Here is a 12,202-nt window from a genome sequence, read left to right as displayed (position 1 = left end):
CTTACGGGCGAAAGGCATTGATGTATCAAAGAAATTCAGCCGCTGGCTGGACAAACTAGAAAATGATGGATTATTGACCGTGTTGGGTGAAGATATCCGTATTAATCAACGCCACTCTAATATGGGGGAATAAATGGTAAATGTGGGGGATATTGTCAAAAATCCAGCAATACCCCCACTTGCCACTTATTAAGCTCACCTAAATGGGGGAAGCACGTGAAACCCTTATTCTGTCTGGCTTTAAGCGATTTTAATAATATCAATGTGGGGGCAATAAAAATCCATATGTTGTGGGGGATAAAATGGGGGAAGAGTAGGTATTTTCCTTCTGTCGGTATAGAGCTATTTAATTTATTCATAATGTATGTTTAATATCATCCTATTTATTAATATCCAATAGAGTATTTACATTATTCTGTAATTAGAAAATCATCTTCTCTTTATTTAAAGAAAAATAAAATGGGTAATCAATGGGGGAGTTTTATTTAAATGGGGGAAATAATAAAATAATGGTATTTTTTAACTTTAACTATTTACAGATAGAGTCCATGAAAGGATAATTATTTTATGTCACCACTCAGGAAAATCTAAAATATGATTCAACAGGATTGGCATCCAGCCGATATTATTGCCGGACTGAAAAAGAAAGGAATAACATTAGCCGCTTTATCAAGGAGCGTTGGACTGGCTTCATCCACACTAGCAAATGCACTGACACGCCACTGGCCTAAAGGAGAAAGAATTATTTCTGATGCGTTAGGAGTTCCGCCTGAAATTATCTGGCCTTCCCGTTATGAAAAATAACGGCATTAAAATATCCATACCTGAGAGACTTTATAATTCTTAAAAAAACATTATTAACTCAAGACATCTATTGCCCACTATTCAAAGTGGGCTTTCTTACACAGTGAATTAATGTGTTTTTATATGACTATTTACTATTTTTATTTGAGAAAACGTAAGGAGCAATAAATTCTTTTTTACATTGATCCAAATAATCCGCCCACCATTGGATCATTAATCGCCTTTCCTCCAAATGTTCAGATGTATGGATATAAGCAGCTCGGACACCATTACGCTCTGTGTGGCTCATTTGTCTTTCAACTGCATCTTTTGACCATAGCCCTGATTCAACTAAAGCGCTACAAGCCATCGCTCTGAAACCATGCCCGCATACTTCCGTTTTTGTATCATATCCCATCACTCGTAATGCATTATTTACCGTATTTTCACTCATAACTTTATTAGGATCATGGTCGCCGGGAAAAAGCCGTTCATTGTCCCCACTAAGCTCTTTAAGTTGCTGTAAGATATCTATTGCCTGATTACTCAACGGCACAATATGGGCTGATTTCATTTTCATGCCGCGGTAAGAATAACGAACTCCTTCGATTGGATTTCGTTGACCAGGTATCTCCCACACTGAACTATTAAAGTCAACTTCATCCCATCGTGCAAAACGTAACTCACTAGAACGCACAAAAGTGAGTAGAGTCAGTACCACCGCTAAACGTGTAATTTTCCTGCCACGGTAATGACTTATACGTTCCAATAATTCAGGAAAGCAATTGGATGGCAATGCAGGATAATGTTTAGTTTTAGGCATAGTCAGCGCCCCGGCCATATCTATAGCCGGATTACTGTCGATAATGTCATTTTGTACGGCATAGCGCATGATAGCTGTTACCCGCTGCTGAAGCCGTTGAGCTACATCATGCTTTCCTGCATCATCCACCATTCGGATAGGTGCTAATAGATGACTAGTCTTTAACTGACGGATATCAACTTTACCAATATGAGGAAAGATGTATTGTTCAAGGCTGCGCAGTACACGCGCCCGGTTATAGTCACCCCACCGCTTATTACTGGAGTGCCATTTCCTGGCAATAGTTTCAAAATTGAATTCTCCTGATGCCTCAGCTTGTGTCTCTTTCTGTGTTGCTTTGGGATCTATACCATTAGCTATCAGTTTTTTAGCCTCATCACGTTTAGCTCTGGCATCAGCAAGAGAAATTACCGGGTAAACCCCAAATGCTAACCTGTCTTCTTTTTTATCAGTAGGTCGGCGGTATTTCATACGCCAGTATTTTGAACCTCGCGGAGTAATTTCCAGATACAACCCGCCACCATCAGCGAGTTTATAGGCTTTATCTTTTGGCTTTGCTGTCTCTATTTGCCTGGCATTGAGTTTCATGTTGGGGGCACATTATTAATCGAATCGGAAGATGCCCCCAATTATGCCCCCACAGATATGTGGATTGCAACGGACGATGATAGACCTTGATAGACTACTTTATTTGATTTATAAGGAGTTTTCTTGGATAAGTGGACTTTGGTGAACTGCTATGAACATAGTCATGGTGCCGAAGGCCGGACTCGAACCGGCACACCCGAAGGCGGTTGATTTTGAATCAACTGCGTCTACCGATTTCGCCACTTCGGCACTGAAGTAGTATGCGGAGAACGGAGGCCATTATACTTGTCAGCGATCTGTTAGCAACTGTTATCCTTCTGATTTAGTTTAAATGTCGAAAAAAAGAGCATGTTGCATATGTTCAATGCAAAGAATCGCTCAATTCCCAAGCACAAAGCACCATCACAAGGTACTAGACATGCCCAACCACATCTTTTCTGCCCGCAGTACATTCCCAACGAAAACAACAGCTGATAAATAGCACAAAATAATTTTATAACCATAATTAGCTGAAACAGCTGACGCTGATAGACAACCTATAATCACCTTATATAATCTCAACATGATAATTCACTATGAGGTAAATGGTTATGACGATTATTAGCTGGATTGGCGCCGGGATCTTTTTAGGTATTATCATTGGCGCGTTGATGATGCTGTTTAAAAAGAATAAATAGCAGTTTCTGGCCTCTCTATCCCGTTCCTGTATTCACTGAAAGTATGCCTGATTGGTTAATTCAAAATGAATAAACTGCTTTTTAAGATCTTCCCTATTTCTGCCATAGTGTTGGCTCTCGCAGCCTGTTCTTCTTCCAATAAAATATATTCGGCAAAGTTTCTGCAACCAAAGAAACAACCACTAAAATGGGAAGTACTTGAAGGCAATGCGAGAACTAAAAAGCTAGCTTCACAATTGGTCGATCAGTACGCACTGGACATTTTCAACGGCAGCAATGCGCAAGGAATGGCAATGGTGGTGATTGATAATAATCAAGTAGTTTACCGCAGCTTCGGTGAAACACGCCCGGGAAGTGGCATCCGCCCGAAACCTGATTCCGTTATCCGTATCGCCTCCCTGACTAAGCTAATGACCAGTGAGATTATGATCAAACTGGAAGAAGATAAGGTTTTACGCTCCACAGATCCATTACAAGACTATGACTATTTTGGCGTGAAAGTGCCTGAATATAGTCCTCTTCAACCCATCCGGTTATTCCACCTGGCAAGCCATACCAGCGGGTTACCTCGTGAACAGCCAGGAGGAAAATGGGGGAGACCTGTTTTTGTCTGGCCGACACAAACCAATCGCTGGACCTGGTTGCAAACAGCTCAATTAGATATGCCTCCAGGTACAACAGCTGCTTATTCCAATCTGGCTTACGATTTATTGGCAGATGCACTCTCTAAAGCTGCTGGTAAGCCATATACCCGCTTACTATACGATAAGATCACCGGCCCTTATTATATGAAAGACACTACACTGACACCAAGCCGTTCTCAGTGTGCCCGTTTAATGGAAAGTTATAAACCCAGTCCGTGTGTCAATACTGTTGCTGCGGCAGGCAGTGGTGGAGTCTACTCAACACCAAAAGATATGCAACGTTGGATGCAGCAGTTTCTATCATCAGACAATCAGTTACGTAAACAGACCGCTAGTCGCGAGCAGGGAGTCTATTTTAAGCGTTCCGATCTGGCTGCAATTAAAGGAATGGATGTTGCCGGTCAAGCAGATGGCCTTGGTCTTGGCTGGGTTTATATGAGTGCTCGTGGTGATATCCCAAATATCTATCAAAAAACCGGTGGAGGCGGTGGATTCAATACGTATATAGCAATGATCCCCGAGCAGAATATCGGAATATTTGTCGTGATTACCCGTAAACAACACAGTAAGTTTAGCAACGTAACGACCGGGGTTAACCAACTCGTCACTGCATTGTCGAGGAATCATAATCAAGCTTGATGTTGACGTTTTATAAACAGATGATACCAAGGATGGAGTTGCCTGTTTATAAACCCCATCCCTGCCGTTCCTCTAAAAACTATTGTCTCTTAAGTAGTAAATAAATACTTAAGGTAAGGAATAATAAGCTTGGTAACAGTGCGGCCAGAACTGCTGGCATACTATAAACTAGGCTTAACGGGCCAAAGATCTCATTGAGTAAGTAAAATAAGAAGCCAAAAGTGATACCCGTTACTATCCTAACTCCCATAGGTACAGTACGCAGCGGCCCGAAGATGAAAGAAAGTGCCATCAACATCATTACCGCAACTGAAAGTGGCGCAAAAATCTTTTTCCACATATTCAATTGATAACGTCCTGATTCCTGCTCACTTTGTTTAAGATAACTAATGTATTGATACAAGCCACTGATGGAAAGCGCTTCAGGATCAAGAGCAACAACCCCCAATTGCTCTGGCGTCAAGCGAGTTTTCCAAGTCGCAGAGATACGCTGCGATCCAGTGATTTTTTTACTGTCTGTCAGGTCAGATTCTTCCACCTGAGAAAGCTTCCACAGATCATTATCCTCATCATAAACAGCACTGTCTGCATACTTCACAGAGAGAAGTTTTTTATCATCATTAAAATGATAGATATTAACACCTTTAATCTCTGTGTCGCTTATTACCCTCTGGATGTAGATAAAATCGGCCCCATCTTTAGCCCACATACCTTTGGTTGTTGAAACCAGAGAACCACCAAACATCTTCTGAGCCCGGTAGTTACGTGCTATCTGCTCACCTTGTGGCGCTACCCATTCACCGATAACCATCGTCAAGATCACTAGCGGAATGGCTGTTTTCATGACTGAGCCAGCAACTTGCATACGGGTAAAACCGGAAGCCTGCATAACCACCAGCTCACTACGCGTCGCCAGTGCGCCAAGTCCCAGTAATGCACCAAGCAAAGCCGCCATTGGGAAGAATATCTGAATATCTTTCGGCACACTCAGCAAAGCATAAAGACCCGCGGAAATAGTGGTATATTCCCCTTGTCCCACTTTTCTCAACTGATCAACAAACTTAATAATGCCGGAGAGTGATACCAGCATAAATAATGTCATCAGAATAGTCTGAAGAATGGTTCGCCCAATATAACGATCTAATACACCAAACATCAGGCTACTCCTCTGCCTTTTAGACGGGACCGGATCCTACGCATCGGCACGGTGTCCCAGATATTGAGAACCAGCGCCAACATCAAATACGCCCCGTTAACTGCCCACATCCAGATTAACGGGTCTAATTTACCTTTCCCGCCATTAGAACGCAGGGAACTTTGCAATAAGAAGAAAATCAGATAAAGCAACATCGCAGGCAACATACTTAGTACCCGCCCTTGGCGCGGATTTACCACACTTAACGGTACAACCATCATGGCCATAATCAGTACCGAAAGTACCAAAGTCAAACGCCAATGGAACTCAGCGCGGGAATCCTTATCATCATCCCGCCATAACTGAGCAATGGATTTTTGTTCAACTTTGTCACCATCGACAACAGAAGCCCGATGCCCAACAACTGCCTGATAATCATTGAATTCAGTAATCCTGAAATCACGCAGCATTGCAGTACCTTCGTAACGCGTACCATGATTAAGAATAACCACCTGCTTACCATCAGGCCGTTCCACCATATGACCACCATTAGAGATAACCACTGAAGGGCGCTGATTATCCACAGGACGAAGCTGGGCAAGGAATACGTTTTCAAACTTATCGCCGTGCACGTTACCGATATAGAGCACCAGATTACCATCATCAGAAGGTTTGAACTTCCCTTCCATTATCGCCGCCAGGCTTGGGTTGGCCTTGGCGTCAGCCAATACCTGTTCTTGGTATTTTGAGGACCACGGCATCATCCAAATAACATTCACCGCGGCCAATGCGGATGTCAACAACGCAAGAATAAGTGCCGAAACCACCAACACACGCTTACCCAAACCACACGCATGCATAACCGTAATTTCACTTTCAGTATAAAGCTTACTGAAAGTCATCAACACCCCAAGAAAAAGACTCAGGGGTAAAATAAGCTGTGCCATTTCAGGCACGCCTAATCCTAATAAAGATATAACCAAATTTGCCGGGACATTCCCTTCCACTGCAGCACCCAAAATTTCTACTAATCTTTGGCAAAAAAAGATCAATAAAAGGATAAAGAGTATCGCAACTTGGCTTTTTAGGGTTTCCCGTACCAGATATCTAATGATGATCACGTTTATTACGCCTGTGAAAACTTGTTTTTTTGCAGGAAAATCGCTAACTTCATTGTATATATACCATTTATTATGTGCATCAGTTTGGCTTCCTCGCTGCTAAAATGATATCGAAGCATTCCATAATTAAGGTCCCCAGTCAGAATATACTTATAGTTAGCTAAACAATAACAAATAGTGTGTTTAGCTTAGCATAAATAGTTAACTTTCTATGGGGTAGATTAATACGGAACGTTATATTTTAGCGATAGCATCCGTTTTTGTCTTTAAGATTCAGGAGAACGCATGGAGTTTAGTGTAAAAAGCGGTAGCCCGGAAAAACAACGCAGTGCGTGTATTATTGTCGGCGTTTTCGAACCTCGCCGCCTATCCCCTATTGCCGAACAGCTCGATAAAATAAGTGATGGTTATATCAGCGCCTTGTTGCGCCGTGGTGAATTGGAAGGCAAAGTTGGTCAATCACTGCTGCTCCACCATGTCCCCAATGTGTTATCTGAACGTATTTTGCTCATCGGTTGCGGTAAAGAGCGCGAGCTGGATGAACGTCAGTATAAACAAATTATCCAAAAAACTATCAATACCCTTAATGAAACCGGCTCAATGGAAGCCGTCTGTTTTTTAACAGAATTACATGTTAAAGGCCGTAATAATTACTGGAAAGTACGCCAGGCAGTAGAGACAGCAAAAGAGTCTCTTTATGTTTTCGACCAGCTTAAAAGCAATAAAAATGAGCTGCGCCGCCCACTGCGTAAAATGGTGTTCAATGTTCCTACTCGTCGGGAGCTAACCAGTGGTGAACGTGCAATCCAACACGGTCTTGCCATTGCTATCGGCATCAAAGCAGCTAAAGATCTTGGCAATATGCCACCAAACATCTGTAACGCAGCTTATCTGGCTTCCCAAGCCCGTCAGCTCGCAGATTCTGCCAATAGCCACATTACAACAAAAGTAATTGGTGAAGAGCAGATGAAAGAGTTAGGCATGAACGCTTATCTGGCTGTTGGTCAGGGTTCTCAGAATGAATCCCTGATGTCAGTCATGGAATATAAAGGCAGCCCTGATAAACATGCCAAACCGATCATTCTGGTTGGCAAAGGCCTGACTTTTGACTCCGGAGGTATTTCAATTAAATCTGCTGGTGGAATGGATGAGATGAAATACGATATGTGTGGCGCCGCAACAGTTTATGGCGTTATGCGTGTGGTTGCTGAGCTACAGTTACCACTCAATGTCATCGGTGTCATGGCCGGCTGTGAGAATATGCCAGGAGGGCGCGCTTACCGACCAGGAGATATTTTAACTACCCTATCTGGTCAAACGGTCGAAGTGCTCAATACCGATGCGGAAGGCCGTCTGGTTCTGTGTGACGCGTTAACTTACGTCGAACGTTTTGATCCAGAATTAGTCATTGATATCGCCACACTGACTGGTGCTTGCATAACAGCTCTTGGTAATCATTACAGTGGGTTACTATCCAACCATAATCCACTGGCCCACGAGCTACTAAACGCTTCAGAGCAATCCGGTGATCGTGCATGGCGCCTGCCAATGACTGACGAATTTTTCGAGCAAATCGATTCTAATTTTGCCGATCTGGCGAATACCGGTGGCAGTGCGGGTGGTGCAATTACTGCTGCCTGCTTCCTGTCCCGCTTCGCAACAAAGTATCATTGGGCACATCTGGATATCGCTGGTACCGCCTGGCGTTCAGGTAAAGCGAAAGGCGCAACAGGTCGCCCGGTTGCACTACTGTCACAATTCCTGTTAAATCGTGCAGGAAGTACAGGTATCAATAACGACGATTGATTTATACCCCGCTAATTAAAAAAGGGCATTAACAATGCCCTTTCTTCGTAATAGAGACATTATGAAAAGCGCCACGTTTTATTTACTGGAACAGCCATCACCTCAGGCAGATTTACAAGCTCACGAATGGTTGGCATGTCAATTTGCGGCTGACCAATGGCGAGCCGGAAAACGGGTGCTAATTGCTTGTGAAGATCAGCAACAAGCAGAAAAGTTAGATGAAGCCTTATGGCAAAGGGAGCCTCACCAGTTCGTCCCGCATAATCTTGCTGGTGAAGGGCCGAGATATGGCGCACCCGTTGAGTTATGTTGGCCACAAAAACGGGGAAATTCTCCCCGTGATATATTGATAAATCTGCTACCACAATTTGCAGACTTTGCCACCGCTTTCCATGAAGTGATAGACTTCGTTCCTATAGACGAGAATTTGAAACAGTTGGCGCGTGAACGATATAAATCATATCGCAGCGTCGGCTTTAATTTGACCATGGCAACGCCGCCAACACACTAAGTACCAAGATAAAATGGAAAAAACACCCGCTAATCAAACGCAATCCGAGCCATCTCTCGATAAAACTTACAATCCTAAAGAAATTGAGCAACCACTTTACACCCATTGGGAGAAAAGCGGTTATTTCAAACCTAACGGTGATACCAGCCGTGAGAGCTTTTGTATTGTTATTCCACCGCCAAATGTGACTGGCAGCCTGCATATGGGCCATGCATTTCAGCAAACCATTATGGATACCATGATCCGTTATCAACGGATGCAGGGTAAAAATACTTTGTGGCAGTCTGGTACTGACCATGCAGGTATTGCTACTCAAATGGTAGTTGAACGCAAAATCGCAGCAGAAGAAGGCAAAACCCGTCACGATTACGGCCGCGACGCCTTTATCGATAAAATCTGGCAATGGAAAGCCGAATCCGGCGGTACGATTACCAATCAGATGCGTCGTCTGGGTAACTCGGTTGACTGGGAACGTGAGCGTTTTACCATGGATGAAGGTCTATCCAATGCTGTGAAAGAAGCTTTTGTCCGTTTGTATCAAGAAAACCTGATTTACCGTGGCAAACGTCTGGTTAACTGGGACCCGAAATTACACACTGCAATTTCTGATCTGGAAGTTGAAAACCGTGAAGTGAAAGGCTCTATGTGGCACTTGCGTTACCCACTGGCTGATGGTGCAAAAACGGCAGAAGGTAAAAATTATTTGATCGTAGCAACCACACGACCTGAAACTATGTTAGGCGATACCGGCGTAGCCGTTAACCCAGAAGATCCGCGCTATAAGGATTTAATCGGCAAAGAGATTATTCTGCCATTGGTTAATCGTCGTATTCCTATTATCGGTGATGAACACGCAGATATGGAAAAAGGTACCGGTTGTGTGAAAATCACGCCTGCCCATGACTTCAACGACTATGAAGTGGGTAAACGCCATGCTTTGCCGATGATCAATATCATGACACTTGATGGCAATATCCGTAATGAAGCCGAAGTTTTCAATACCAATGGCGAAGTTTCTGATATTTACAATTCTGATATTCCAGCTGAATATCGGGGTATGGAGCGCTTTGCTGCCCGTAAAGCAATGGTTACTGAATTTGAAAAATTGGGGTTGCTAGTTGAAATCAAAGCTCATGATCTGACTGTTCCTTACGGCGATCGTGGCGGCGTAGTTATTGAACCAATGCTGACTGATCAGTGGTATGTCCGTACTGCCCCCCTGGCAAAAGTGGCTATCGAAGCCGTTGAAAATGGTGATATCCAGTTTGTACCTAAACAGTATGAAAATATGTACTACTCCTGGATGCGCGATATCCAAGATTGGTGTATTTCCCGTCAATTATGGTGGGGCCACCGCATCCCGGCGTGGTATGACGCTGAAGGTAATGTCTATGTAGGTCGCAACGAAGAAGAAGTTCGCCGTGAAAATAATTTGAGTGCAGATATCATCCTTAACCAGGATGAAGATGTACTGGATACTTGGTTCTCTTCCGGTCTGTGGACTTTCTCGACCCTTGGCTGGCCAGAACAAACCGAAGCACTGAAAACCTTCCATCCAACAGATGTGCTGGTAAGTGGCTTTGACATCATCTTTTTCTGGATTGCCCGCATGATCATGATGACCATGCATTTCATCAAAGATGAAAATGGCAAGCCTCAGGTTCCATTTAAGACTGTCTACATGACCGGACTTATCCGGGATGAAGAAGGTCAAAAGATGTCCAAATCTAAAGGGAATGTCATTGATCCACTGGATATGGTTGATGGTATTGCCCTGGAAGATCTGCTGGAAAAACGCACCGGTAATATGATGCAACCACAGTTAGCCGAAAAAATCCGCAAGCGCACAGAAAAACAATTCCCGACAGGTATTGAAGCGCATGGTACAGATGCCCTGCGCTTTACGTTGGCAGCACTGGCCTCGACAGGCCGTGATATCAATTGGGATATGAAGCGTCTACAAGGCTACCGTAATTTCTGTAACAAACTGTGGAACGCTAGCCGTTTTGTTCTGATGAATACAGAAGGTCAGGATTGTGGACAAAATGGCGGCGAAATGGTGCTGTCATTGGCTGATCGCTGGATTCTGGCTGAATTTAACCAAACAGTAAAAGCTTATCGTGAAGCACTGGATACATATCGTTTTGATATGGCAGCCAATATTCTTTATGAGTTCACCTGGAACCAATTCTGTGATTGGTATCTTGAACTCTCTAAACCGGCGATCAACAAAGGTTCAGAAGCAGAAGTTCGTGGTGCTCGACATACTCTGATTGAAGTTCTGGAAGGATTATTGCGTCTGGCTCACCCTATTATTCCATTTATCACTGAAACCATCTGGCAGCGAGTAAAAGTGGTTAAAGGAATTGAAGCCGATACCATCATGCTGCAACCGTTCCCAGAATTTGATCAGGAAAAAGTTGATGAACTGGCTCTGAATGATCTGGAATGGATTAAAGAAGCAATTATTGCGGTACGTAATATTCGTGCTGAAATGAATATTGCGCCTGGCAAACCACTGGAAGTTCTGTTGCGTAATGCTGATGCTGACGCACAACGCCGTATAGCAGAAAATCTGAATTTTATTCAAGCAATGGGCCGCCTCTCTTCGGTTACTCTTCTGCCTGTGGGTAGGGATGCTCCGATCTCTGTGACCAAACTAATTGATGGCGCAGAGGTATTAATCCCAATGGCGGGTTTAATCGATAAAGAAGCCGAGCTGAACCGATTGGATAAAGAGATTGAGAAGCTAGATAAAGAGATTATCAGCATCGAAGGTAAACTATCGAATGAAGGCTTCGTCAGCCGTGCCCCTGAAGCTGTTGTAGCCAAAGAACGTGAGCGTTTGGCAAACTGCAATACATCAAAAGAGAAGCTGCTGGCTCAAAAGGAAACCATTGCTGCGCTGTAATATTTTCAATAGATAAGATTCCATCAAAGCCACTACATTGTTAGTGGCTTTTTAGTTTATATACCTGTCATCTTTCAAGTTGCCTATTTGTTGGCTGCACTCACTCACCCCGGTCACATCGTTATCTATGCTCCCGGGGATTCGCTCCCTTACCGTCGCGATCCATCTTGAAATCTATTGGGTATACAGTAAACGATAGAATTTAGAATAAAGCGTAATTTCAACTAATTGTATATACCCAAGAAACTTCAAGATGCAGTTTTTAGCACCTGAAAATGGTCATTAATTCTCGATGTCAGCGAGTCCGCTATATCCGGTAGCGTTGTGGTGAAAAATTTGAACACTTTGTCTCGAAATTCCTGTTTATTAGCGAAATAACGGTTATTTCGAACCTGTTCATTCATGACCTTCCATAATCGCTCTATCGGGTTTAAATCGGGACTGTAGGGAGGAAGGTAATGTAACTCAATATTGCTGATATAAGCCCAGTCCTTCACAAGATGCGCTTTGTTGTAACCCGCCCCATCCACAATAAGATGAATTTTTTGATGATAGTCAGGATAA

Annotated in this window: 9 protein-coding genes and 1 tRNA gene; 5 read left to right on the top strand and 5 right to left on the bottom strand. The window is 43.4% G+C overall.

Annotated features, from left to right (window positions below; translation table 11 throughout):
* Nucleotides 1-594 precede the first annotated feature (594 nt).
* Nucleotides 595-804, top strand: a complete 210-nt coding sequence (locus BO26_RS17440; protein ID WP_036773694.1) for a helix-turn-helix domain-containing protein — start codon at nt 595-597, stop codon at nt 802-804.
* Nucleotides 805-931: 127 nt separating this feature from the next.
* Here the strand turns inward: BO26_RS17440 and BO26_RS17435 are convergent, their stop codons facing one another.
* Nucleotides 932-2,194 (bottom strand): tyrosine-type recombinase/integrase, encoded by a 1,263-nt coding sequence (locus BO26_RS17435; RefSeq protein ID WP_036773693.1) that lies wholly within the window; start codon nt 2,192-2,194, stop codon nt 932-934.
* A gap of 164 nt (nt 2,195-2,358) precedes the next feature.
* A tRNA-Leu gene (locus BO26_RS17430) sits at nt 2,359-2,443 on the bottom strand.
* A 493-nt stretch (nt 2,444-2,936) separates the two neighbouring features.
* Between BO26_RS17430 and ampH the strand changes: the two genes are divergently transcribed.
* On the top strand, nt 2,937-4,154 hold the full coding sequence (ampH, locus tag BO26_RS17425) for a D-alanyl-D-alanine-carboxypeptidase/endopeptidase AmpH (RefSeq protein ID WP_036773690.1): 1,218 nt from the start codon (nt 2,937-2,939) through the stop codon (nt 4,152-4,154).
* A gap of 79 nt (nt 4,155-4,233) precedes the next feature.
* On the opposite strand, the gene lptG is transcribed toward ampH, so the two are convergent.
* Together lptG and lptF are read right to left on the bottom strand one after the other, a co-directional pair.
* Nucleotides 4,234-5,310 carry an LPS export ABC transporter permease LptG gene (lptG, locus tag BO26_RS17420; protein ID WP_036773687.1) on the bottom strand — a complete coding sequence of 359 codons (1,077 nt, stop codon included), beginning with the start codon at nt 5,308-5,310 and terminating at the stop codon, nt 4,234-4,236.
* A complete protein-coding gene (gene lptF / locus BO26_RS17415; RefSeq protein ID WP_036773685.1) occupies nt 5,310-6,410 on the bottom strand; it encodes an LPS export ABC transporter permease LptF in 1,101 nt (366 codons plus the stop codon). The genes lptG and lptF overlap by 1 nt, the downstream gene beginning before the upstream one ends.
* A 285-nt stretch (nt 6,411-6,695) precedes the next feature.
* On the opposite strand from lptF, the gene pepA reads away from it, so the two are divergent.
* The 3 genes from pepA to BO26_RS17400 all read left to right on the top strand — a co-directional run bounded on the left by pepA (nt 6,696) and on the right by BO26_RS17400 (nt 11,638).
* Entirely contained in the window at nt 6,696-8,216 is a 1,521-nt protein-coding gene (gene pepA / locus BO26_RS17410) for a leucyl aminopeptidase (protein ID WP_036773684.1), read from the top strand.
* A 61-nt stretch (nt 8,217-8,277) separates the two neighbouring features.
* Nucleotides 8,278-8,727, top strand: coding sequence for a DNA polymerase III subunit chi (locus BO26_RS17405; protein ID WP_036773683.1), 450 nt, complete (start codon nt 8,278-8,280; stop codon nt 8,725-8,727).
* A 13-nt stretch (nt 8,728-8,740) separates the two neighbouring features.
* Nucleotides 8,741-11,638: a valine--tRNA ligase gene (locus tag BO26_RS17400; RefSeq protein WP_036773682.1), complete on the top strand. Its 2,898-nt coding sequence runs from the start codon at nt 8,741-8,743 to the stop codon at nt 11,636-11,638.
* Nucleotides 11,639-11,886: 248 nt separating this feature from the next.
* Here the strand turns inward: BO26_RS17400 and BO26_RS17395 are convergent.
* The coding region (locus BO26_RS17395; RefSeq protein ID WP_036773680.1) for an IS630 family transposase at nt 11,887-12,202 on the bottom strand (316 nt) is incomplete at its 5' end.

The organism is Photorhabdus australis DSM 17609 (assembly GCF_000711895.1).
In the GTDB taxonomy this organism is placed as follows: domain Bacteria; phylum Pseudomonadota; class Gammaproteobacteria; order Enterobacterales; family Enterobacteriaceae; genus Photorhabdus; species Photorhabdus australis.
Note: the sequence above shows the minus strand (reverse complement) of the source record. Positions and strands in the feature narration are given on the sequence as shown.

Excerpts from the sequence above, each read along its gene's own strand:
- BO26_RS17405 (WP_036773683.1), top strand. The coding sequence starts at position 8,278 with ATGAAAAGCGCCACGTTTTATTTACTGGAACAGCCATCACCTCAGGCA.
- pepA (WP_036773684.1), top strand. The coding sequence starts at position 6,696 with ATGGAGTTTAGTGTAAAAAGCGGTAGCCCGGAAAAACAACGCAGTGCG.
- ampH (WP_036773690.1), top strand. The coding sequence starts at position 2,937 with ATGAATAAACTGCTTTTTAAGATCTTCCCTATTTCTGCCATAGTGTTG.
- BO26_RS17440 (WP_036773694.1), top strand. The coding sequence starts at position 595 with ATGATTCAACAGGATTGGCATCCAGCCGATATTATTGCCGGACTGAAA.
- lptG (WP_036773687.1), bottom strand. The coding sequence starts at position 5,310 with ATGTTTGGTGTATTAGATCGTTATATTGGGCGAACCATTCTTCAGACT.
- BO26_RS17435 (WP_036773693.1), bottom strand. The coding sequence starts at position 2,194 with ATGAAACTCAATGCCAGGCAAATAGAGACAGCAAAGCCAAAAGATAAA.
- BO26_RS17400 (WP_036773682.1), top strand. The coding sequence starts at position 8,741 with ATGGAAAAAACACCCGCTAATCAAACGCAATCCGAGCCATCTCTCGAT.